The 22,065-nt window shown below is 68.7% G+C and carries 25 protein-coding genes; 11 read left to right on the top strand and 14 right to left on the bottom strand.

From position 1 onward, the window contains the following. Positions 1–17: 17 nt before the first annotated feature. Entirely contained in the window at positions 18–437 is a 420-nt protein-coding gene (locus CBR61_RS16305) for a VOC family protein (protein ID WP_088915317.1), read from the bottom strand. A gap of 110 nt (positions 438–547) precedes the next feature. On the opposite strand from CBR61_RS16305, the gene CBR61_RS16300 reads away from it, so the two are divergent. After that, positions 548–1,210 carry a glutathione S-transferase family protein gene (locus CBR61_RS16300; protein ID WP_088915316.1) on the top strand — a complete coding sequence of 221 codons (663 nt, stop codon included), beginning with the start codon at positions 548–550 and terminating at the stop codon, positions 1,208–1,210. 7 nt (positions 1,211–1,217) lie between these two features. On the opposite strand, the gene CBR61_RS16295 is transcribed toward CBR61_RS16300, so the two are convergent. Next, positions 1,218–1,841: a LysE family translocator gene (locus CBR61_RS16295; RefSeq protein WP_088915315.1), complete on the bottom strand. Its 624-nt coding sequence runs from the start codon at positions 1,839–1,841 to the stop codon at positions 1,218–1,220. Further along, on the bottom strand, positions 1,838–2,305 hold the full coding sequence (locus tag CBR61_RS16290; protein WP_088915314.1) for a cupin domain-containing protein: 468 nt from the start codon (positions 2,303–2,305) through the stop codon (positions 1,838–1,840). Before CBR61_RS16290 ends, CBR61_RS16295 begins: the two co-directional genes overlap by 4 nt. Positions 2,306–2,334: 29 nt before the next feature. Here CBR61_RS16290 and dapE point away from each other — a divergent pair, with 29 nt between their 5' ends. Genes dapE through CBR61_RS16270 form a run of 4 tightly spaced genes read left to right on the top strand, consistent with a single transcriptional unit; the run spans position 2,335 to position 6,641 of the window. Beyond that, positions 2,335–3,489 carry a succinyl-diaminopimelate desuccinylase gene (gene dapE / locus CBR61_RS16285; RefSeq protein WP_088915313.1) on the top strand — a complete coding sequence of 385 codons (1,155 nt, stop codon included), beginning with the start codon at positions 2,335–2,337 and terminating at the stop codon, positions 3,487–3,489. Between the two features lie 4 nt (positions 3,490–3,493). Continuing rightward, positions 3,494–4,729 (top strand): dicarboxylate/amino acid:cation symporter, encoded by a 1,236-nt coding sequence (locus CBR61_RS16280; RefSeq protein ID WP_088915312.1) that lies wholly within the window; start codon positions 3,494–3,496, stop codon positions 4,727–4,729. A gap of 50 nt (positions 4,730–4,779) precedes the next feature. Beyond that, positions 4,780–6,108, top strand: coding sequence for a dicarboxylate/amino acid:cation symporter (locus CBR61_RS16275; protein WP_088915311.1), 1,329 nt, complete (start codon positions 4,780–4,782; stop codon positions 6,106–6,108). A gap of 11 nt (positions 6,109–6,119) precedes the next feature. Further along, positions 6,120–6,641, top strand: a complete 522-nt coding sequence (locus CBR61_RS16270) for a DUF1643 domain-containing protein (protein WP_088915310.1) — start codon at positions 6,120–6,122, stop codon at positions 6,639–6,641. A gap of 13 nt (positions 6,642–6,654) precedes the next feature. Here CBR61_RS16270 and CBR61_RS16265 read toward each other — a convergent pair whose 3' ends face one another. The 4 genes from CBR61_RS16265 to dapB all read right to left on the bottom strand — a co-directional run bounded on the left by CBR61_RS16265 (position 6,655) and on the right by dapB (position 9,802). After that, positions 6,655–7,077, bottom strand: coding sequence for a hypothetical protein (locus tag CBR61_RS16265; RefSeq protein WP_088915309.1), 423 nt, complete (start codon positions 7,075–7,077; stop codon positions 6,655–6,657). Positions 7,078–7,133: 56 nt separating this feature from the next. Beyond that, a complete protein-coding gene (nth, locus tag CBR61_RS16260) occupies positions 7,134–7,808 on the bottom strand; it encodes an endonuclease III (RefSeq protein WP_088915688.1) in 675 nt (224 codons plus the stop codon). After that, positions 7,805–8,998, bottom strand: a complete 1,194-nt coding sequence (locus CBR61_RS16255) for a M48 family metalloprotease (protein WP_233996775.1) — start codon at positions 8,996–8,998, stop codon at positions 7,805–7,807. The genes nth and CBR61_RS16255 overlap by 4 nt, the downstream gene beginning before the upstream one ends. Before the next feature lie 69 nt (positions 8,999–9,067). Next, complete coding sequence (gene dapB, locus CBR61_RS16250; protein WP_088915308.1) at positions 9,068–9,802, bottom strand: 4-hydroxy-tetrahydrodipicolinate reductase; 735 nt, start codon at positions 9,800–9,802, stop codon at positions 9,068–9,070. A 35-nt stretch (positions 9,803–9,837) separates the two neighbouring features. On the opposite strand from dapB, the gene CBR61_RS16245 reads away from it, so the two are divergent. Further along, positions 9,838–10,548, top strand: a complete 711-nt coding sequence (locus CBR61_RS16245; RefSeq protein WP_088915307.1) for an NAD-dependent deacylase — start codon at positions 9,838–9,840, stop codon at positions 10,546–10,548. On the opposite strand, the gene CBR61_RS16240 is transcribed toward CBR61_RS16245, so the two are convergent. From CBR61_RS16240 to mutM, 6 genes are all read right to left on the bottom strand, one after another. After that, positions 10,529–10,879, bottom strand: coding sequence for a hypothetical protein (locus tag CBR61_RS16240; protein ID WP_157696648.1), 351 nt, complete (start codon positions 10,877–10,879; stop codon positions 10,529–10,531). The two genes, CBR61_RS16245 and CBR61_RS16240, sit on opposite strands and share 20 nt — an antisense overlap. A 98-nt stretch (positions 10,880–10,977) precedes the next feature. Beyond that, positions 10,978–11,757, bottom strand: coding sequence for a HesA/MoeB/ThiF family protein (locus CBR61_RS16235; protein ID WP_172835987.1), 780 nt, complete (start codon positions 11,755–11,757; stop codon positions 10,978–10,980). Continuing rightward, entirely contained in the window at positions 11,754–12,173 is a 420-nt protein-coding gene (locus CBR61_RS16230) for a DUF983 domain-containing protein (RefSeq protein ID WP_088915305.1), read from the bottom strand. Before CBR61_RS16230 ends, CBR61_RS16235 begins: the two co-directional genes overlap by 4 nt. A gap of 97 nt (positions 12,174–12,270) precedes the next feature. Further along, a complete protein-coding gene (gene dnaA, locus CBR61_RS16225) occupies positions 12,271–13,674 on the bottom strand; it encodes a chromosomal replication initiator protein DnaA (protein ID WP_088915685.1) in 1,404 nt (467 codons plus the stop codon). Positions 13,675–14,197: 523 nt separating this feature from the next. Further along, complete coding sequence (gene rpsT, locus CBR61_RS16220) at positions 14,198–14,458, bottom strand: 30S ribosomal protein S20 (RefSeq protein ID WP_088915304.1); 261 nt, start codon at positions 14,456–14,458, stop codon at positions 14,198–14,200. 151 nt (positions 14,459–14,609) lie between these two features. Beyond that, positions 14,610–15,425: a bifunctional DNA-formamidopyrimidine glycosylase/DNA-(apurinic or apyrimidinic site) lyase gene (gene mutM / locus CBR61_RS16215; protein WP_088915303.1), complete on the bottom strand. Its 816-nt coding sequence runs from the start codon at positions 15,423–15,425 to the stop codon at positions 14,610–14,612. A 57-nt stretch (positions 15,426–15,482) separates the two neighbouring features. Between mutM and CBR61_RS16210 the strand changes: the two genes are divergently transcribed. The 5 genes from CBR61_RS16210 (at position 15,483) to dut (ending at position 21,142) form a co-directional block, all read left to right on the top strand. Beyond that, entirely contained in the window at positions 15,483–16,238 is a 756-nt protein-coding gene (locus tag CBR61_RS16210; RefSeq protein ID WP_088915302.1) for a class I SAM-dependent methyltransferase, read from the top strand. A gap of 4 nt (positions 16,239–16,242) precedes the next feature. After that, positions 16,243–17,799, top strand: a complete 1,557-nt coding sequence (ubiB, locus tag CBR61_RS16205; RefSeq protein WP_088915301.1) for a 2-polyprenylphenol 6-hydroxylase — start codon at positions 16,243–16,245, stop codon at positions 17,797–17,799. Then, positions 17,796–18,938 (top strand): hypothetical protein, encoded by a 1,143-nt coding sequence (locus tag CBR61_RS16200; protein ID WP_157696647.1) that lies wholly within the window; start codon positions 17,796–17,798, stop codon positions 18,936–18,938. Before ubiB ends, CBR61_RS16200 begins: the two co-directional genes overlap by 4 nt. Positions 18,939–19,010: 72 nt before the next feature. Further along, positions 19,011–20,693: a bifunctional phosphopantothenoylcysteine decarboxylase/phosphopantothenate synthase gene (locus CBR61_RS16195; RefSeq protein ID WP_088915684.1), complete on the top strand. Its 1,683-nt coding sequence runs from the start codon at positions 19,011–19,013 to the stop codon at positions 20,691–20,693. Continuing rightward, positions 20,690–21,142, top strand: coding sequence for a dUTP diphosphatase (dut, locus tag CBR61_RS16190; RefSeq protein WP_088915299.1), 453 nt, complete (start codon positions 20,690–20,692; stop codon positions 21,140–21,142). The genes CBR61_RS16195 and dut overlap by 4 nt, the downstream gene beginning before the upstream one ends. Before the next feature lie 119 nt (positions 21,143–21,261). On the opposite strand, the gene CBR61_RS16185 is transcribed toward dut, so the two are convergent. Next, positions 21,262–21,936, bottom strand: coding sequence for a DUF4136 domain-containing protein (locus tag CBR61_RS16185; RefSeq protein ID WP_088915298.1), 675 nt, complete (start codon positions 21,934–21,936; stop codon positions 21,262–21,264). Positions 21,937–22,065 lie beyond the last annotated feature (129 nt).

The raw sequence follows: 22,065 nt of genomic DNA, 5'->3' as shown, positions 1-22,065 counted from the left end.
CCCTCCTTTCGGACTGGTCAAGTGGCGAACAAGTTAGCCTGATCGGCAAAGGCCTTGAACTCAAGCGCATTGCCGGAAGGGTCACGCAGGAACATCGTCGCCTGTTCGCCGGGCTGACCCCGGAAGCGGATGGTCGGCTCGATCACGAAGGTGCAGCCGCCCGTGCGCAGACGTTCGGCGAGCGCCTCCCAGTCCGCCATTTCGAGGACCAGCCCGAAATGCGGCACCGGCACGCCGTGCCCGTCGACATGGTTCGACGCCCGGTCACCCGCCTGCCCCGGCGCGAGGTGGGCGACGATCTGGTGACCGTGGAAATCGAAATCGACCCACTCGTCCGACGAGCGCCCCTCGGCGCAGCCCATCACCTCCCCGTAGAAGCGCCGCGCCTCGGCGAGATCGTCGACGGGAAAGGCGAGGTGGAAGGGGGGCAGGGTCATGGGCGGGCTCCTCGATTCCTGCCTGCGTTAGACCGTTCAGCCTCGACAGGGGAAGTCTGAATTCCTAGGGGAGCCGCTCAACCGTTCTCGCAAGGTGGAGCAGACGGCCCATGAAACTCATCATCGGCAACAAGAACTATTCGAGCTGGTCCCTGCGCGGCTGGCTCGCGGTCAAGCAGTCGGGCCTCTCCTTCGAGGAACTGACCGTGCCGATCATGGGCGAGGAGTGGGACCGGCTGAAGCAGGACATGGGCGAGGTCCAGCCCTCCAGCGGCAAGGTGCCGATCCTGTGGGACGGCGATTCCGTGGTGTGGGACAGCCTCGCGATCATGGAATACTGCGCCGACAAGGTCGGGCGCGAGCGGTTCTGGCCCAAGGACGAGCCCGCGCGCGCGATGGCCCGGGCGATGGTGGCCGAGATGCATTCGGGCTACCTCAGCTTGCGCCGCGAACTGCCGATGAACATCCGCCGCCGGGTGGAACTGCCGGGCCTGTCAGACGCGACCCGCCACGATATCGTGCGCATCCTCGGTCTGTGGGCGGAAGCCCGCGCGCGCCACGGCCGCGCGGGGCCCTACCTGTTCGGAACCTTCGGCGCCGCGGACATCTTCTATGCGCCGGTGGTCACGCGCTTCGTCACCTACGGCATCGGCGTCCCCGGCTTCGCACAGGCCTACATGGAAGCGATCACCGAGCATGAATGGATGCGCGAGTGGACGGGCGCGGCCGAGGAAGAGGAATGGGTGATCGAGCAGTTCGAGATGGTGCGCTGATCCCCGGCTAGGCGAAAGCCTTGGTCAGGAACCACGCCGCCACGCCCAGCATCGCCAGCGCCAGCACCCGCCGCACGATCCGCGCGCGGCTCTCCGCCATGAGCGCCACGCGGGCGTGCTCGGCAGCGAGCACCAGCGCGCCGTGGATCGCAGTGGCTATCCCGACGCTCACCGCCCCCAGCACCAGTCCCTGCTCCATGGTCGGCCGCCCGTCCGCGACGAATTGCGGCATCACGGTGATGAGGAACAGGGCCGACTTGGGGTTGAGCACATTGATCGCGAACCCCGCGAGGGCGTGACGTTCCCCGCTCCGGCGCGGGGTGGCGGTGGGCGAGCTTTCGCCCGCATCGCGCCATGCCTCGAGTGCCAGCCACACCATCATCGCCGCCGCCAGCACCGAAACCGCCGTGGTCAGCGCCGGGCCCTGCGCCAGGATCAGGCTCGCCGCGATGACGCTGAGCGCGGCGTTGACCGCAAGCCCGAGCGCCACGCCGGCAACCGCCTTCAGCCCCGCGCCGCGCCCCTCGGACAGGGTCAGCGTCACCAGCCACGCCATGTTGGGCCCGGGCGTGACCTCGACCAGCAGCACGGCAAGGGCGAAGCCCGCCCAGTCGACCAGAGGGTCGATCACGGTACGCGGCGCGCGTCGTAGCGGGTGCCGTCCTTGCGGGCGTAGCCATCGGCGTCGAACACCATGTCGATGTCGGGATATTCCCCGCTGTCGGAGGCCTTGTCGCCGGCGCTTATCGCGACGAAGACGCAGGGCGCCCCGGAGCGGTTGTGGAGGCAGTGCCCGTTCGCCTTGCCGGCCGGAAAGGCGAGCACGTCGCCCGGGCCGACGGACGTTTCGCCGGCATCGTCGATCAGCACCGCATGGCCTTCGAGGATCACCACCAGTTCGTCCTGCCCGCGGTGCCAGTGGCGCTGCGAGGAAAAGGCGCCGGGCAGAAGGGTGACGTGGCTCGCGCCCATCAGGCCGAACCCGGCCGCAGGCGCAAGGCGGCGATACCACCGCCCCTCGACCGCCGCATCGAAGGGCGGCGGGTAGCCGGTGGCATTGGTCAGGGGGATCGCGGCAAGATCGAGCTTGGGCATCGGAGGCAACTCCTGCTAGGCCCGTCAAGATGCTCGACACGCTCGATATTGCCAAGCGCCTGATCGCCGCGCCTTCCGTCACCCCCGCCACCGGGGCGGTGTTCGCCGAACTCGAGGCGATGCTAGTGCCGCTGGGCTTTGCCGTCCACCGTTTCAGGCGGGGGGATGGCCCGGAAGGGTCCGACGAGGCGCCGGTGGAGAACCTCTTCGCCCTGCGCACCGGACCCGAAGGCTCGCGCCATTTCGCCTTTGCTGGGCATCTCGACGTGGTGCCGCCGGGTGAGGGATGGGCCTCCGATCCCTTCGAGCCGCAGGTGCGCGGCGAGCTGCTCCACGGGCGCGGCGCGGTCGACATGAAGGGCGCGATCGCGGCGATGGTCGCCGCCGTCGCCGAGGTGCCGCAGGACGCCGGCACGATCAGCTTTATCATCACCGGCGACGAGGAAGGCCCGGCGCTCCACGGCACGCGGGCGCTGATCGATCACATGGAGGCCGCCGGGCACCGCCCCGACCTCTGCCTTGTCGGCGAGCCGACCTCGGTCCACCGGCTCGGCGACATGGTCAAGATCGGGCGGCGCGGCTCGGTCAACATCTTCATCGATGCGGAAGGCACGCAGGGCCACGTCGCCTATCCCCACCTCGCCGACAATCCGTTGCCCCGGCTGGTCGCGATCCTCGCCGAACTCGACGCCCTGACGCTCGACACCGGGACGAAGTGGTTCCAGCCGAGCAACCTCGAGATCACCGACATCAACGTGGGCAACCGCGCGCACAACGTCATTCCCGCGGCCGGCCACGCGCGCATCTCGATCCGCTTCAACGACCTGCACACCGGCAAGAGCCTGTCCGACCGCGTCTGCGCCATCGCCGAGAAGCACGGCGGCAAGGCGCGGCCCATCATCTCGGGCGAGCCCTTCCTGACTGAGCCGGGCGCCTTTTCGTCCCTGGTGAGCGCGGCGGTCGAGGCCGAGACCGGGGTGGTGCCGGAACTTTCCACCACCGGCGGAACTTCCGATGCGCGCTTCCTGCGCAGCGTGTGCCCGGTGATCGAATTCGGCCTGTGCAACGCGACCATGCACAAGCGCGACGAGGCGGTGGCGATCCCCGATCTCGCCGTGCTCGCTCGCATCTACGCCCGCATCGCCCGCGCGGCGCTGGCGCTGGGCGAGGAGTTGAAGGAGTAACGTCGTGTCGGTCTGGTTTCGGGTTCCCCTGTGGCAGCGGGTTATAGCTGCCCTGATCCTCGGCATCATCGCCGGGCGGTTGTGGGGACCCGGAGCCGAGAGCATCAAGATCATCGGCGATGTCTTCATCGCCTTCATCAAGATGCTGGTGGTGCCGCTGATCTTCTTCAGCCTCGTCGCAGGCGTCGCCAGCATCGGCGACCTGAGAAAGCTTGGCGCGGTCGGCTGGCGGGCGATGCTGCTGTTCGTGGTGACCGGACAGATCTCGGTGTGGCTGGGCCTGGGGCTGGGCACCGTGATCGGACCGGGCGTGGGGGTCGACACCTCCAGCATCGACATGGGCGCAGCCCCTCCGCCCAACGAGACGACATGGCGCGACATGGTGCTGGGCATGATCCCGCAGAGCCCCGTCCAGGTCATGGCCGACGTCAACGTGCTGCCGCTGATCGTCTTCTCGCTCTTGATCGGGATCGGCATCCTGATGGCCAAGGAGGACGGCGCGCCGGTGCTGCGGATCTTCGAGAGCGGCTCTGTGGTGATGCAGAAGGTCACCATGATCGTGATGGAGCTCACCCCCTTCGGCGTCTTCGCGTTGATGGCCTGGGTGGCGGGCACGCTCGGCTTCGATGCGCTGGCGGCGCTCGGCAAGCTGGTGTTCCTCAACTACCTCGGCTGCGCGCTGATCATCGTCCTGGTCTATGGCGGGATGATCAAGCTGGTGGCGCGCCAGCAGGTCACGGGCTTCTTCCGCGGCATCGTCGATGCGATGGCGGTGAGCTACTCCACCGCCAGTTCCAACGCCACCCTGCCGGTGACGCTGCGCTGCGCCGAGCGCAATCTCGGCGTCTCGAGTTCGGTCGCGAGCTTCGTCGTGAGCCTCGGCGCGACGATCAACATGAACGGCACAGCCATGTATCTCGGTTTGGCGACGCTGTTCGGCGCGCAGATCTTCGGGGTGGATCTGAGCTGGGCCGACTACGGCATGATCGCGCTGCTGGGCACGCTCGGGGCGGTCGGCGCGGCGGGGATCCCGGGGGCGGGGCTGATCATGATGGCGCTGGTGTTCGGCGCAGTCGACGTGCCGCTCGAGACCATCGCCTTCGTCGCTGGGGTCGACCGCATCATGGACATGATGCGCACCACCACCAACGTCACCGGCGATGCCGCCGTGGCCGTAACAGTGGCCAGCCTCACGGGCGAGATTGACAGGGCAGAGCTGGTCAGCGCAGACGACATCTGAGCAGGCGTCCGGTCGGATTGCGCGCTGCGATTCAACGGAAACGGGCAGAAATGGACCGCAAGCTCACGCTCTACATCCTCGTCGGCATGGTGCTCGGCGTGATCGTCGGCCAGGTGCTCAACCAGACGATCGATCCGGCGGTGATCAAGGAATCGATCGCGCCGTGGTTCAAGCTGCTCAGCGACATCTTTCTCAACCTCATCAAGATGCTGGTCGCACCGCTGGTGCTCTCGACCATCGTCGTCGGCATCGCCCACATGGGCGACAGCGCGGCGCTCGGCCGCATCGGCGTGCGGGCGCTGACCTGGTTCATCACCGCCAGCCTTGTGTCGATCGGCCTGGGCCTCGTGCTGGTCAACATCTTCCAGCCCGGCGTCGGCGCGCCGATCCCCGATGTGGCCGCCGCGACTGCCGCAGTTGGCGAGGTCAAGGAGCTGAAGGCGACCGACTTCATCCTCTCGATCTTCCCCAAGAACGCGGTCGAGGCGCTGGCGACCAACAACATCCTGCAGATCCTCGTCTTCTCGATCTTCGCCGGGGTCGCGCTGTCGGCCATCGGCGAGCGCGGGCAGGCGTTAGTCAAGGGCGCGGATGCGCTCGCCGAGATGATGCTTCAGGTCACCGGCTACGTGATGCGCTATGCGCCGGTCGCGGTGTTCGGCGCGCTCGCCAACGTCGTCGCGGCGAGCGGGCTGGCGATCCTCGGCACCTATCTCACCCTGCTGCTGGAATTCTACTTCTCGCTGGTGCTGCTGTGGGTGATCCTCCTCGGCGCGGGGGCGCTGTTCCTCGGCGCGCGGACGTGGACGCTGATCCGCTACATCCGCCAGCCGCTGATGATTGCCTTCTCGACCGCCTCCTCCGAGGCCGCGCTGCCCAAGCTGTTCGAGCAGCTCGACCGCTTCGGGGTGCCGCGCCGCATCTCGGGCTTCATGCTGCCGCTGGGCTACTCGTTCAATCTCGACGGCTCGATGATGTACATGAGCTTCGCGACGATCTTCATCGCGCAGGCCTATGGCATCGACCTCAGCATCGGCACGCAGATCATGATCCTGCTGACGCTGATGATCTCGTCCAAGGGCATCGCCGCCGTGCCGCGCGCGAGTCTCGTGGTCATCACCGGCACGCTGGCCATGTTCGGGCTTCCCGTGGAGGGCGTGGCGATCATCCTCGCCATCGACCAGTTCCTCGACATGGGTCGGACCGCCACCAACGTGGTCGGCAACGCCGTGGCGACGGCGGTCATCACCAAGTGGGAGGGGATGCTCGAGGTCGAGGAGCCCGACTATGTCGAGCACCCCCACGCCCCGGCCCACACCGCCGCCGACGGCCGGGCGGGGCTGGAGCTCGACCCGAGCAATTTCGAGGAAGGGCGCTAGGCGCGCGCTCGGTGGCCGAGCGGCGCTGGCCGACCCGTCATCCGGGGCCCGCGGTCTGTTCGCCCTGCGAGCGCTACCGCTACCGTCTGGAACGGATCATCGGGCCGGGCCCCTCGCTCGCGGTCGTGATGATCAACCCCTCGCGCGCCACCGCCGACCTCGACGATCCGACCATCGACCGGGTGCAGACGATATGCCGACGACTGGGCTACGGCCGCGCGATGATCGGCAACCTCTTCGCCTGGCGCACGCCCGATGTGGCGGAGCTGGCGCGGGTGCCCGATCCGGTGGGTCCGGACAATGATACACACCTTGCTGCGATTACGCGCGAGGCGGACGCGATCTGCGTCGCATGGGGTGCGCCCGGCAAGCTGCCCTGTTCCCATGCCAACCGCTGGCGCGCGGTTGCCGACCTTCTCGAGGCCGCGGGCAAGCCGGTCCTCTGCCTGACGCATCTGAAAAGCGGCCATCCGCGCCATCCGCAGATCCTGATCCACGAGACGCCCCTGCCGCTCTGGCAGCGCCCCGCCTGACGCCGTCCCGGCTCTATTCCTTCGCCCGCTTCACATATTCCACCGGCACGAAATCGCCGAGGCTGCATCCCCCGCCGCGCTGCACCACGCCGCCGATGTTCTGGATCGAATAGACGATCTGCTGGCGGCACAGCTGGTTGATCGAGGTCTCGTAACTGATCGCGCGGTCCATGCCGAGGCCCGGGCAACGCTGGGCAAGGATGTTGCGATAGACCTTGCCGCCCTGCATCTCGAAATCGATCACCTGGTCCGAACGCACAACCGTGTTGCGGACCTGCGCGCGGTCGATGCAGTTCTGGCCTTCGCCAAGCACCGTCGCCTCGGGCGCTGCGGCGATGGCGGCGGCGGAGCGGGCGGCGACGGTCTCGGGATCGGCGGGGGCACAGGCCGCCGCGAGCAGCGGCAGCGGGGCGAGGGCGAGGAAGCGCAGGTTCATGGCATGTCTCTCCGTCGGTTGCCGCGGCATCATGGCACGGGCCCTTGTACCCTGCCTTAATCCATGCCGCCATCCGCCGCCGCGCGGCCCTTTGGCGGCTCGGTCACCTTCTTGCGGAACGAGCAAAGGTCCTCGACCTTGCAGTGCCAGCATTCGGGACTGCGCGCCTTGCAGACATAGCGCCCGTGGAGGATCAGCCAGTGATGCGCGTGGAGGCGAAAGGGCTGGGGGACGCGCTTCTCCAGCTTGGCCTCGACGTGATCGGGGGTCTTGCCCTTGGCGAGCCCGGTGCGGTTGCCGACCCGGAAGATGTGAGTGTCGACCGCGAAGGTCTCCTGCCCGAACCAGCAGTTGAGCACGACATTGGCGGTCTTGCGCCCCACGCCCGGCAGGCGCACCAGATCCTCGCGCGTCGCCGGCACCTCGCCGCCATACTCGTCGACCAGCAGCTGCGACAGGGCGATGACGTTCTTCGCCTTGGAGTTGAACAGGCCGATGGTCTTGATGTGCTCCCGCAGCCCCTTCTCGCCGAGATCGAGCATCTGCTGCGGTGTCTCGACCTTGGCGAACAGCGCGCGGGTCGCCTTGTTCACCCCCACGTCGGTCGCCTGCGCCGAGAGGGCAACAGCCACCACCAGCTGATAGGCATTGCCATATTCCAGCTCGGTCTGCGGCGAGGGATTGTCCTCGGCGAGGCGGCGGAAGAACTCGAAGATCTGGTCGCGGGTCATGGCTGCGCCGGTGCCGCCGGTCCCGCGGGGGCGGGGTGCGCCGCCTTCCACTCCATCGCCATGAGCGCGCGCTTCTCGACCGAGGGGTGGGTGTAGAAAAGCACCTCCTCGAGCGGCGAGGGGCGCGGGTAGCGGTATTCGGCGGTCTTCACCAGCGCGCTGGCGAGCGCGTCGGGCTCGTTCACCGTCCGGAGCGAATAGAGGTCGGCCTCGGTCTCGCCGATCCGGGTCAGCGTGTTGGTGAGCGGGGTGACGAGCAGCCCCAGCACCGACCCCACCACGGCGAAGACCGGCAGGCCGCGCGGCTCGTCGAGCCGTGCGTCGCTCCCCAGGAGGCGCGCGGTGGGCGCGAACAGGCGGTCTAGCAGGAAGAAGAACACCATCGCCAGCAGGGGGAAGATCACCGCATAGCGCCACACGTGGCCGAGCTTGTAATGCCCCGCCTCGTGCCCGGTCACCGCGCGCACCTCGGCAAGGCTCGCCTCCTTCAGGGCGACATCGGCAATCGCGATCCGGGCCGAGGGGCCGATCCCCGAGACGTTGGCGGTGAAGCGGTCGGACTGGCGCGATCCGTCATACATGAAGATGCGGTCGTGCGGGATGCCGACATCGTCGGCGATCCGTTCGAGCGCGGTGCGCACCTCGCCCGGCGGCACGGGCTGGTAGTCGTTGAACAGCGGTTCGATCAGCGGCGGGCCGGCCAGCAGGCCGAGCAGGGTCATCACCCCGGCAAGCCCCCCGCTCCAGAGCCACCAGCGGCGGCCGGCCTTGCGGATCAGGGCATAGACCCCCACGAGAAACAGCCCGACCAGCACAACGCTGATCGCCTCGCCGATCGCCTGCTGGCCGAGGAAATCGCCGAGCGGCTGGCTGGAGAGGCCATAGGCGCGCTCGCGGTGCCAGTCGCTGTAGATCGTCCAGGGCAGGGCGAGGACAGCCGAAATCAGCAGGAAGGCCGCGCTGACGGCATAGGTCGCCCAGAAGCGCGCCGGGTTGGCGAAGCGAGCGGCGATGCGGTCGAGCAGGCGCAGGCGCACCATCACGAAGGCGACCACCACCGATACCACCACGCCCCACAGCAGCATCCAGTGGTTGCCGGTGGTGTAGGCCTGGGCCTTGGCCAGCGCCTCGACCCCGAGACTGTCGACCATCCGCGCGGCGGCCTGCGCGGGCGTGAGGGTGGCGGACATGATGGTGGCTCCCCGTTTTCGTCTTGTGTGTTATTCAGGTAATACGGTGGTGCGACAGAGGGTCAAGCCTCACAGCCCCAGCACGTCGTTCATGGTGTAGCGCCCTGCGCCCTGGCGGGTGAGCCACTCCGCCGCCTTCACCGCGCCGCGGGCGAAGATCATGCGGTTCTCCGCCGAGTGCGACAGCACGAGGCGCTCCTCGGGGCCGGCGAAGATCACCGAATGCTCGCCCGCCACCGTGCCGCCGCGCAGGGTGGCAAAGCCGATCGCGCCTTCTGCCCGCGCGCCGGTCATGCCGTGGCGGCCGCTCTCCATGTTGTCGCCGAGAACGATCCCGCGCACGCCGGCCGCTGCCTCGCCCAGCAGCTTGGCCGTGCCCGAGGGTGCGTCGACCTTCATGCGGTGGTGCATCTCCAGCACTTCGATGTCCCACTCCGGCCCGAGCTTGGCGGCGGCCTCGCGCACCAGATGCGCCATCAGCGTGACGCCGAGCGAGAAATTGCCCGATTGCAGCACCGGCACCGCCCGCGCGGCCTCGGCGAGCATCACGAAATGCGCCTCCCCGAGCCCGGTGGTGCCGACGAGGATCGGCTTGCCCGCGACCTTCGCCGCGCCGAGATTGGCGGCGAGGGCATCCGGCGCGGAGAAATCCACCAGCACGTCGCAGTGCCCCGCGTGCGGCCCGATGCTGCCCCCGGCGTCCACGCCCACGCACATCGCGTGCCCCGCCTGCGCGATCGCCGCCTCGAGCGCCTGCCCCATCCGGCCCTTGTGTCCGATCACCCCGAATTGCAGCTGTGCCATTGCGTGCCTCTATGCCCCATGCTTTGAATGGCCTCATGGCAGAGATTGAACGCATCGTCATCCTCACCGGCGCCGGCATTTCCGCCGAAAGCGGGATCGACACCTTCCGCGCGGCAGGGGGCCTGTGGGAGCAGCACCGGATCGAGGATGTCGCCACGCCCGAGGGTTTCGCGCGCGACCCGCGCCTCGTGCTCGGCTTCTACGACATGCGCCGCGCGGCCTTGGCGCAGGTCGAACCCAATCCCGCCCACGCGGCGCTGGCGCGGCTGGAGCGCGACTTCGCGGGCGAGCTGCTGCTCGTCACCCAGAACGTCAACGACCTCCACGAACGCGGCGGCAGCGCGCGGGTGCTGCACATGCACGGCGAATTGAAGAGCGCACTGTGCACCGCCTGCGGGACGCGCTCGCGCTGGGAGGTGCCGATGATCGACCGCCCGCCGTGCCCCGTCTGCCATGCGCCGATGCTGCGGCCCGATGTCGTCTGGTTCGGCGAGATGCCCTACGAGATGGGCCGGATCTACCGGGCGCTCGAGACCTGCGACCTTTTCGTGAGCATCGGCACCTCGGGCGCTGTCTATCCGGCGGCGGGCTTCGTGCAGGAAGCGCGGGTGAACGGCGCGCGCACGCTCGAACTCAATCTCGAGCCGAGCGAGGGATCGCGCCTGTTCCACGAGACCCGCCTCGGCCCAGCAAGCGCGCTCGTCCCCGAATGGGTGGACGAGGTGCTCAGTTCCGCGGGGGGTTAGGCGTCGGCGGGTTGGCCCCGCGTTCCTCGCTCCAGGTGCGGCCCGAGTCGGTCGAGCCGGTGATGTTCCCGTCGCGCGCGGACTCCGACGGCGCGGCGGGGCGCGGGGCGGGGCGGGAATCGCCGTGGTGCGAGACGGTCGGGTCGATGTCCCCCGGGGTGCCGCCCAGATCCGCGCGCGGATCCTCGTGGCGCTGGCGCTCGGCGACGGCGGCATCCTCGTGGTGATCCTGCGCCTTGCGGGCGCGCATCCACGAGACCAGTCCGATCACCAGTCCCGCGCCGAGCGTGAACAGCGCGAGGAACATGACCGCATCGAAATCGAAGTTCATGGGGAGGCCTCCTTGCTTGACAGGGAGGGCGACCGGGAGCGGTGCGACGATGTTCCGCGCGCAGGGGCGTTTCCGTGCCGCGCCGTGGCGCGCGCGCGTCAGGCCGAGGAGGCGGCGCCGCAAGCGCGGCAGGCGGGGTCCTTGCCGATGCGGATCGTGCGCATCGCGGGGGCGAGGCCGTCGAGGATATGGAGCCTGCCCCATTGCGGCGCGCCGAGGGTGCTCACCCCCGCCAGCAGCACCTTGATCGCCTGCATCGCCGCGAAGGTGCCCGCCCAGCCGGCCATCGCGCCGAGCATCCCGTCGTCGGCGCAGGTGTCGCAGTCCTCGGCGTCGAAGGCATCGCCGACGAAGCAGCGGTAGCAGGGCTCGCCCGGAAGGTTTCCGGCGAAGGCCCCGACCTGCCCCTGGAACCGCCCCACGGCGGCCGAGAGCAGCGGGATGCCGGCCGCCACGCAGGCGTCGGAAACCGCGAGGCGAGTGGCGAAATTGTCCGTGCCGTCGAGCACGAGGTCGGCGCCCGCGATCAGCGCCGCGGCGTTCTCCGGCGTGATCCGCGCGTCGGACACGTCGACGGCAAGCGCGTCGTCGAAATTGGCGAGCCAGCGCCGCGCCGAGACCGCCTTGCCGTAGCCGACGTCGCGGGTGGTGAAGATCGTCTGGCGCTGGAGGTTCGAGACATCGACCACGTCGTCGTCGACCAGCGCCAGCCGCCCGATCCCGCTCGCCGCGAGATACTGGAGGGCGGGAGAGCCGATCCCGCCGAGGCCGATCACCGCGACCTTGGCCTCCGCCAGCCGCACCTGCCCCGCGCCGCCCACCTCGGGCAGGACGATGTGGCGCGCAAAGCGGTCAAGACGTGCCGATGACAGGGTCATGACCGGTCATCCACCTTGCGACGCTCCTGCGTGAAAGCGCCGATGCCGTGCCACCACAGGAAGGCGATCACCGCGCCCTTGGTCGGCTGGAGCATGGCCAGCAGCATTGCGACGGAAACAGGCAGGAGGATGGCGAGGGTCAGCCACGCCGACACCCCGCCCGCGATCATCGCGATCACCACCGGCGCGAGCAGGTGGCCGACCACGAAGATGCCGATATAGGCCGGGAAGTCGTCGGCCTGCTGGACCGACCAGTCCTGCCGGCAATGGCCGCAGCGTTCGACCGGCTTCAGCCACTTCCTGAACAGCGCCGCTTCGCCGCAGCGCGGGCAGGTGCCCTTCGCGCCGCGCAGGAGGGCGGGAATCCAGCCTTCGGGCAGGCTGACAAGTTCGGGGGAAAGGCGCTGATGCGGCATGGACAGGCTGTTTACAGCCTGTGCACCGCCTGTCGACAGGCCTGTGGATGGGCCTGTCTACAAGACGGTGCAAAGCTTGCGGAGATTATGTGCGAATTCAGCTTTCGAGCTGGCGCAGCAGGCTGCGCACGTCGCCGTCCATGTCGGCGTCGCGCTGGCGCAGGTCCTCGATCAGCCGCACCGCGTGGATCACGGTCGAGTGATCGCGCCCGCCGAACTTGCGTCCGATCTCGGGATAGCTCCTCGGGGTCAGCACCTTCGAGAGATACATCGCCACCTGCCGCGGGCGCACCACCGCGCGGGCGCGGCGCTTGCTGCTCATTTCCGCACGGTCGATGCGGTAGAACTGGCAGACCGTGCGCTGGATCTCGTCGATCGTGATCCGGCGGCGATTGGCCGAGAGGATGTCGGTCAGCTGTTCTTCCGCCAGCTGGAGCGACACGTCCTGCCCGGTCAGCTGGGCATAGGCGATCAGCTTGTTGAGTCCGCCGACCAGCTCGCGCACGTTGCGGGTGATGGTGCGGGCTAGGAAATCGACCACGTCTTCCGGCACGCCCAGAGGCGCGAAGCGGGCGAGCTTGGAAACGAGGATCTTCTTGCGCAGCTCGATGTCGGCGGGCTGGATGTCGGCGACGAGGCCCATCGACAGGCGCGAGAGCAGGCGCGGCTCGACCCCGTCCAGCGCCTGGGGCGCGCGGTCGGCGGCGAAGACCAGCCGCTTGCCTTCGGCGAGCAGCGCGTCGATCGTGTAGAGCAGCTCTTCCTGCGCGCTCGCCTTGCCGATGATGAACTGGATGTCGTCCACCAGCAGCAGGTCGAAGCTGCGCAGCCGTGCCTTGAATTCGAGCGTCTGGCTCGACTTCAGCGCCTGTACGAATTCGACCATGAAACGCTCGGCCGAGCAGTAGAAGATGCGCGCGCGCGGGTGGACCTGCAGGTAGCCGTGGCCGATCGCGTGGAGCAGGTGGGTCTTGCCCTGCCCGGTCGCCGCCTTGAGGTAGAGCGGCGAGAACTGCGGTTGCTCCAATGCGGCCATGCGCTGCGCCGCATTGCAGGCGAGGATGTTGGCCTCGCCGGTAACGAAGGCGGCGAAGGTCAGCGAGGGATCGAGTCCGACCGAGGAGGTGAAGGTCGCATCGCCGAGGCTGCCGGCGGCCATCGCGATCGCGCTCGCGCCGTCATTGGCGGGGCGGCGGCCGTCGTCGAGGCGCAGGTCGGGCAGCTGGCGGCGGCCCGGGTTGACCATGATGTTGACCTTGCGCACTTCGCTGCGCGCGATGCTCCAGGCGAGCTGGAGCCGGTCGTGGAAGCGGTCGCGCACCCAGTTGGCCGAGAATTCGGTCGGCAGGTATAGATCGAGCGTCCCGCAGTCGCGGTTGAGCGCGCCCAGCTGGATCGGCTTGATCCACTGGCTGTGCAGCTGGTGCCCGAGATCCTTGCGCAGCCCCTGACTGATATCGGCCCAGTCGGCAGCGAGATTAACAGCTTCGGCGTCTTCCATCAGATGTTCGTCGGCCTGGCGGCCAGCGGCGCGCGCCTTGTCAGTCCTGTGCACAAGCTCATCCCCAATTCACGCATCGCCTGCAGGACCGCCCCGGATCCGACAGACTCAATTTAACCCCATTGCGACAGGCAATGCCTTTCCCTCCCCCGGAATCGCAATTCCGAAGAACCCCCCTGTCGGCCAGTTTGTTAAAGCACCCGGACTGTCCCGCGCCGGGTGGAGTTCATGTAAAGAACGCATCGTGCCGGAGCGCAAGCGCGAGTTTTTAAAAAAAGTGAAATAATCCTGTTGACTCGCCTCTACCCCGCAGACTTGCGTTGAACCGCCTGTTTTTCTTGGAAAATCCGAAATTCCGACACGCGAATCGCGGTGAATCCTGACATTTGTGCGGGAAAGGGTTGTCGCATTTGTCGCAATAGAAAAGGGCTGCGCTCGATGAGCGCAGCCCTTTGCCGATTTGAGGCCTGTCGGACCCGTGTTCACCCCTAGAGCGGGGCTAACGGAATCGCGGCGAATCGAATCAGAGCGTGGCGACCCGGCGGGTCAGGCGCGACATCTTGCGCGCCACGGTGTTCTTGTGGAGTACACCGCGGGCGACGCCGCGGGCCATTTCCGGCTGGGCCGCCTTGAGCGCAGCAGCGGCCGCTTCCTTGTCGCCGGCTTCGCAGGCGGCTTCGACCTTCTTGATGAAGCTGCGGATGCGGCTCACGCGCGCGCCGTTGATGGCGGCGCGGTTGGCGTTGCGGCGGATGCGCTTCTTGGCTTGCGGCGTATTGGCCATATTCGTGTCTGTCTCGCGTTTGGTTCAGGCCGCCACAAGCGGCTGAAAGGAAATCCGTGGGTGTGCTCGAAGGGGGCGAGCAGACTCATGGTCCGACCGCCGGAAAGCGGCGCACATAGTCAGAAGTGCCCCTGAGGTCAACGATTCTCGCCTACTTCTGGCAGACGGGGCAATACCACGTGCTGCGGCCCCCTTGCGCGATGCGCTGGATCACGCCGCCGTGGTCCCTGCGGCAGGCCTCGCCCTCGCGGCCGTAGACATCGAAGCTGCTGGCGAAGTAGCCCAGCTCGCCGTCAGGCCGGGCATAGTCGCGCAAGGTCGAGCCGCCGTCGCGGATCGAGGCCTCGAGCACGGCGACAATCGCCGGCACAAGGCGCGCCAGCTGCGGCCCCGTCACCTTGCCCGCGGGCTTGGTTGGCCGGATGCCGGCGCGCCACAGCGCCTCGCACACATATATGTTGCCGAGCCCCGCCACGATCCGCTGGTCGAGCAGGCACAGCTTGATCGACTGGGTCTTGCCCCTGAGCGCCGCCTTGAGGTGGGCTGCCGTCAGCCCCGGGCCGAGCGGCTCCGGCCCGAGCGCGGCGAATTGCGGCCAGGCCGCGAGCGTCTCGGTGCCCACCAGATCGACCGAGCCGAAGCGGCGCGGATCGCACAGGGCGAAGCGGTGCGAGGCGGTTTCCAGCAGCAGGTGATCGTGGGTGTCGGCGGTCTCGGGGTCGATCCGCCAGCGCCCGCTCATGCCGAGGTGGAAGATCATCGTCGCCCCGCGGTCGAGATGCATGAGGCCGTATTTCGCCCGCCGCGAGAGCGAGGTCACCGTGGCCCCCGTCATCACCTGCACGAGATCGGCGGGGAAGGGGCGCCTGAGGTCGGCGCGGTTGAGCTGGACGCGCGTGATCCGCTCGCCTTCAAGGAACCGCGCGAGGCCGCGGACGGTAGTTTCGACTTCGGGAAGTTCGGGCATTTGCGCTTCCCTCTATCACCCTTTGCCTTGGCGGCAATTCCTTCTAGGGAACCGGGCATGAGCGACAACACCGACGAAACCGTCTCCTTCGGCTACCAGCAGGTCACCCCCCAGGAAAAGACCCGCAAGGTCGGCGAGGTCTTCTCCAGCGTCGCGCGCAAGTACGACATCATGAACGACGCGATGTCGGGCGGGATGCACCGGCTGTGGAAGGACCGCTTCGTCAGGCGCGTAAAGCCGCAGCCGGGCGAGCAGATCCTCGACATGGCAGGCGGCACAGGCGACATCGCCTTCCGCATGGCGGCCCGCGGCGCGCACATCACGGTCGCCGACATCAACCAGGACATGCTCGACGTCGGCGCCGAGCGAGCGATGGAGCGGGGCTTTTCGGAAGAGGACGGCAGCCTCGTCTTCACCTGCCAGAACGCCGAGGAAGTCTCCTTCGCATCGAACAGCTTCGATGCCTACACCATCGCCTTCGGCATCCGGAACGTCACCCACATCGACAAGGCGCTGGCCGAGGCCCTGCGCGTGCTGCGCCCGGGAGGGCGGTTTTTCTGCCTCGAATTCTCGACCGTCGAATGGTCGGGGCTGAAGGAGGCCTACGACCTCTATTCCGAACACCTGTTGCCGCGCATGGGGCAGGCGATCGCCGGCGACGCGGATTCCTACCGCTACCTCGCCGAATCGATCCGCAAGTTCCCGCCGATGCCGGCCTTCGAGGCGATGATCCGCAAGGCGGGCTTCGCCAACACCAAGGTGGAGCCGATCATGGGCGGGCTGGTGGCGATCCATTCGGGGTGGAAGATCTGATCCGGTGACCTCCTCCCTCGTCCACCTTTCCCGCCTCGCCCGCTGGGGCGTGACGCTCGCGCGCCGCCGCGCGCTGGTGGGGATCGAGAATGATCCCAACGCGCCTGTCGCGGTGCGCCAGTTCGTGCGCCTCGCCCGCCTCGCGACGCTGACCGGCAAGCGCGGCAAGCCCGATTACGCGGGCGCCTTCCGCGCCATCGGCCCGGCGGCGATCAAGCTCGGGCAATCGCTGGCTACCCGCCCCGACCTCGTCGGCGAGGAGGCGGCGAACAATCTCCTGAGCTTGCAGGATTCGCTCCCGCCGGTGCCCTTCGCGCAGATCAGGGCGGCGATCGAATCGAGCTTCGGCCAGCCGCTCGAGAAGCTGTTCAGCGAAATCGATCCCGAGCCGGTTGGCGCGGCCTCCATCGCTCAGGTCCATAGGGGCGTCACCACCGACGGGCGCAAGGTCGCGGTCAAGGTGCTGCGCCCCGGCATCCGCGAGAAATTCGCCCGCGACATCCAGACCTATGAATGGGCCGCCGCCCATGTCGAGGCGATGGGCGGGGAGGCCGCCCGCCTGCGCCCGCGGCTCACCATCGCCAACTTCAAGCGCTGGACCAATTCGGAACTCGACCTCAGGCGCGAGGCCGCCTCTGCCAGCGAACTCGCCGAGCAGATGGCGGGCGTCCCCGGCTACCGCATCCCGGCGATCGACTGGGACCGCACCAACGGGCGGGTGATGACGGTCGAGTGGATCGACGGGATCAAGATCAGCCGCGTCGACGAGCTGCGCGCGCGCGGCCACGATCTGGCGGCGATCTCGGAACGGCTGGTGATCAGCTTCCTGACGCAGGCGATCAGCGCGGGCTTCTTCCACGCCGACATGCACCAGGGCAACCTGTTCATCGAGGACGATGGCACCATCGTCGCGATCGACTTCGGGATCATGGGCCGCATCGACCGCCGCGCGCGCCAGTGGCTCGCGGAGATCCTCTACGGGCTGACCACGGGCAATTACCAGCGCGTCGCCGAGATCCATTTCGAGGCGCAATACGTGCCTTCCTACCACTCGGTCGGCGAATTCGCGACCGCGCTGCGCGCCGTGGGCGAGCCGATGCGCGGCAAGCCGGTCAAGGAACTGAGCGTCGGCCAGATGCTCGACGGGCTGTTCGCGATCACCCGCGATTTCGACATGCAGACCCAGCCGCACCTGCTGCTGTTGCAGAAGACGATGGTGATGGTCGAAGGCATCGCCACCCAGCTCAATCCCGACATCAACATGTGGGACACCGCCGCGCCCTATGTGCGCGAGTGGATCCGCGACGAGCTGGGGCCGGAGGCGGCGCTCGCCGACCGGCTCAAGCAGGACACCGAGACCTTGCTGCGCCTTCCGGGCCTGATCCGGCGCGTCGAGGAGATGTTCCCGCCCAAGGGCGGCGCGCCCGAACCGCCGCCGCTGCCCGAGATCGTGCTGATCACCGACAGGCGCGAGGGGCGGGGCTGGCTCGGCTATGCCCTGACCGCGCTCGCCGGGGCGGGCGCGGTGTGGGGAGCGATGGCGCTCGGCTGGATCGGATGATCGCGCGCTCCGGCTGGTCGGGCCGGTGGGATGCGGTTGGCCGGCCTTTCCTTCATCTGCCCCGCGGGGCGGCTGTGCTGGTGCTGGCGTTGCTGGCAGCGGCGATGGCGTGGAGCGCCGTCGCGAGCCTTCCAGCCGGGCGTATTGCGCCTGCGCCGACAGTCGCCGCCCCTAAGACCGCAGCCCTCACCGCGACTGCGCCCGAACCCCGCCGCGCCGGGGGCGACATGGCACTCTATGCCCGCATCGCCGCGCGGGTGGCGGCGGGCGAGGGCTACTACGCCGCCGCGACCGCCGAGCATCGGGCGAGCGGCTATCCCACCCGCCCCTTCGTCGCGGTGCGCCTGCCGCCGCTGGCGATCGTGCAGGCCGCGATCGGCGCGGACGGTGTACGCTGGCTGGCGCTCGCACTGACGGCGGCGGCGATCGCGGCGCTGTGGCGGCGCGCCGTCCCCCTCGGCACGCTTCCCGAGCGGCTCGCTGCGAGCATCCTTCTCGCGCTCGGCGGCGCGGCGGCGGCATCGCCGGTGGCGGGGTATGATCACGATTTTGTCGCCGGGCTGCTGCTGACCTTCGCGCTGCTCGCCTGGCGCCCGGACCGCTGGTGGCCCGCGCTCGGCGCCGCCGCCGCGGCGCTCGCGGTGCGCGAGCTGGCGGTGCCCTTCGTGCTGCTGTGGCTGGCCTTCGCCTGCGCCGCGGGCCGCCGGCGCGAGGCGCTCGCGCTGCTGGCGCTGCTCGGCGTCTTCGGGCTCGGCATGTGGCTCCATTTTCTGGGGGTGGACGCCGCGCGCCTGCCGGGCGACCTTGCCTCGCAGGGCTGGAACGCGCGCGCCGGGTTCGGCCTGCCGCTCGCCGCGCTGGGCGAGCTGACCGGGCTCAGGTTCCTCCCGCCGAAGCTCGCCGCGCCGCTGGCGATCCTGCCGCTCGCGGGCTGGGCGGGGCTGGGCGGGCGCCTCGGCCTGTTCGCCACCCTGTGGTTCGCAGGGGTAGCCACGATGATGGCCCTGTTCGCGCGGCCTGCGAATTACTACTGGATTGAACTCGCCTTGCCCGCCTATGCGCTCGGCCTCGCCTTTGCCCCGCGCGCGGTCGGTGAGCTTTTGCGGCGGGCGGCGGGCGTTTCGGCAAGGCAAACTTAACCAAGCTTTGCGATGGGTAAGGCTTGCACTATGTCTGAAACCCGAGGGCGAGGCGCGAAAGGCGAAGGCGAGATGAGCGAGGCGGCAGCGGCAGCGGGTCATTCCCCACGCATCCTGCTGGTCGTGGGCGGCGGCATCGCGGCCTACAAGGCCTGCGAGCTGGTGCGCCTGATCCGCAAGGGCGGGGGCGAGGTGACCTGCGTCGTCACCAAGGGCGGGCAGCAGTTCGTCACCCCCATGTCGCTGGCCGCCCTGTCCGAGAACCAGGTCTATACCAGCCTCTTCGACCTGAAGAACGAGGCGGAGATGGGTCATATCCAGCTCTCGCGCGAAGCCGATCTGGTGGTGGTCTGCCCGGCGACGGCCGATCTGCTCGCCAAGATGGCCGCCGGGATCGCCGACGATCTCGCCACCACGCTGATCCTCGCCACCGACAAGCCTGTGATGGCGGTCCCCGCCATGAACGTGCGGATGTGGGAGCACGAGGCGACCCAGCGCAATATCGGCCTGCTCAAGGCCGCCGGGGTCGAGGTGCTGCACCCCGACAAGGGCCCGATGGCCTGCGGGGAGTTCGGCTATGGCCGCCTGCCCGAGCCCGAGGCGATCTGGCGCGAGATCGCCGCGCGGCTCGGCATCGCCGTGCCCGAGGCGCAGCCCCAGCGGGCCGCGCTGCCCGTCGAGGCGCTCGAGCCCGAGGAAGGGGAGGAAGACGGCAGCGCCGCGCTGCCCGAGGGCATTCTCGGCGGGATGCTGTCGCGGATCATTCCGCGCTCCACCGCCAAGCGCACCCATGACGAGATCGAGGCCGAATACGAGGATCTGCCCGAGTACATCCCCGAGGACTTCCTGGCCGAAGGCTTCGAGGACTTCCCCCCCGAGGAACCCGCGCCCGAGTTCAAGCCCGATTTCGGCGGCCCGCTGCTCGCCAAGAAGGGCAAGGCCGGCGCCGCCCCGCCGATGGATGCGGGCGCGCTCAATCACCTGATCGATCCGCGCAAGGCGCCCCCAGCACCCCAGGCGCCCGAGGTGCCCGAGGAAATCGAGGCCGATCTCGGCGAGGTGCCCGAGGGCGAGGACTTCGGCCTTTCGGCGGGCCACCGGCCGCTTCACGGTCGCCACGTTCTCGTCACCGCCGGGCCGACCTGGGAGGCGATCGATCCGGTGCGGTACATCGCCAACCGGTCGAGCGGGAAGCAGGGCTTCGCCATTGCAGCCGCCGCCGCCGCGCTGGGCGCGCGGGTGACGCTGGTGGCCGGGCCGGTTGCCCTCAAGACCCCCGCAGGCGTGAGCCGCGTCGATGTCGAGAGCGCGCGCGACATGGCCGAGGCGGTCAAGCGCGCGCTTCCCGCCGATGTCGCGGTGATGGTCGCCGCGGTCGCTGACTGGCGGCCCAAGGAATATCGCGGCACCAAGATGAAGAAGCGCGGCGATGCGCCGCCCGCGCTGATGCTGACCGAGAACCCCGACATCCTCACCAATGTCGCGGGCGCGCCGCGACGGCCCGAACTGGTGATCGGCTTTGCCGCCGAGACCGACGACGTGCTCGACAACGCCAAGGCCAAGCGCAAGCGCAAGGGTGCGGACTGGATCGTGGCGAACGACGTCAGCGGGGACGTGATGGGCGGCGACATGAACCGCGTCACCATCGTCAGCGGCACCGGGATCGAGACGCTCGAGGAGATGCCCAAGGCTGCGGTGGCGATGGCGCTGGTCGAACGGATCGCGGCGGCGCTGCACGCCGAGGCGGCGGAATGAGCGTTCGGGTCGAGGTCAAGCGCCTGCCACACGGCGCCGGCCTGCCGCTTCCCGCCTATGCCACCGATGGCGCGGCAGGCATGGATGTTGTGAGCGCCGAGGACGTGACCATCGCCCCGGGCGCGCGCCATGCGGTCGCCACCGGCCTCGCGCTGGCAATCCCCCAAGGGTACGAGATCCAGGTCCGCCCGCGCTCGGGCCTCGCGCTGAAGCACGGTATCACCGTGCCCAACACCCCCGGCACGATCGACAGCGATTACCGGGGCGAGTTGAAGGTGATCCTGATCAACCTCGGGTCCGAACCCTTCGTAATCGTCCGGGGCGACCGTGTCGCCCAGCTGGTCCTCGCCCCCGTGGTGCAGGCGGCGTGGGACGAGGTCGCGGAACTGGACGCGACGGAGCGGGGCGAGGGCGGCTTCGGTTCGACCGGGGGGCACGCGAAGCTCTGAACCTTGCGGTCGTGCTGGCGCATGGCCACCGGGACGGCACCCAACAAAAAAGGCGGCGCGATCCCCTGCGCCGCCTTCTTTTTCCCGTCCAAGGGTCTGTTGCGTTCCGCCTTACACCATCAATTGGTGGGGCGCACGGTCTTTTCGTTGTCGTCGCGAATCGTAATTCGCACCGTCTCGCCCGAATTGCCCGGGAAGTCGGTGAACAGCGCGTCCACGAGGTTGGGCACGAGGCGCGGCAGGCGGTTCGAGCGCGACACGGCCTCAGCCTTGCCCTCGAACAGGCGCTGGCCGTCGACGCGGCGGTCGATCTTCAGGTCGATGGCGCTGGTATAGATCGTGTAGCTGCGCACGTTCGGGCCGCCGAAGAACGGGTCGTTGAAGCCGAAGCCCCAGCCGCCGCCCCAGCCGCCCCAGCCACCCCACGGTCCCCAGGGGCCGCCGGCGAAGCCTGCGCCGTTAAGATCGGTGCGCACCCGCTCGCGCCCGCCGTCCACGCGGTAGTCGAGCCGCACCAGCATGTCGGCGGTCTCCGGCGAGGAGGCGCGGGTGTAGCCGAGCTGCGTCATCTCGGCTGCGACGGTGTTGGCATAGGTCGCGAATTCGAGCCCGCCGGCGTTCTTCGGGTCTTCCGGCACCACGGCGAAGGTCTGGCCCGCCGGCGCGGGCAGCGGCACGGCGAAGCGCGACACGTCCGCCTTGAACGGCGTGGAGCAGGCCGTCGCCCCGATGGCCAGCGCCACAGGCAGGGCAAGGCGGGTCAGGGACTTCATCGACATCATGGTACGCAACATGGCACAACCCTCGTTCTCAGGCCATTGCATTGCCGGCAATGACCGTTGTGCGCGATATCATATCCCGTGGGAATGAACGTCAATTGAATATTGGCCGCGCGCCCGCGTCGCTTCGTCGCAAGGGTGCAG

The sequence above is a fragment of the Porphyrobacter sp. CACIAM 03H1 genome (genome assembly GCF_002215495.1).
In the GTDB taxonomy this organism is placed as follows: Bacteria; Pseudomonadota; Alphaproteobacteria; order Sphingomonadales; family Sphingomonadaceae; genus Erythrobacter.
Note: the sequence above shows the minus strand (reverse complement) of the source record. Positions and strands in the feature narration are given on the sequence as shown.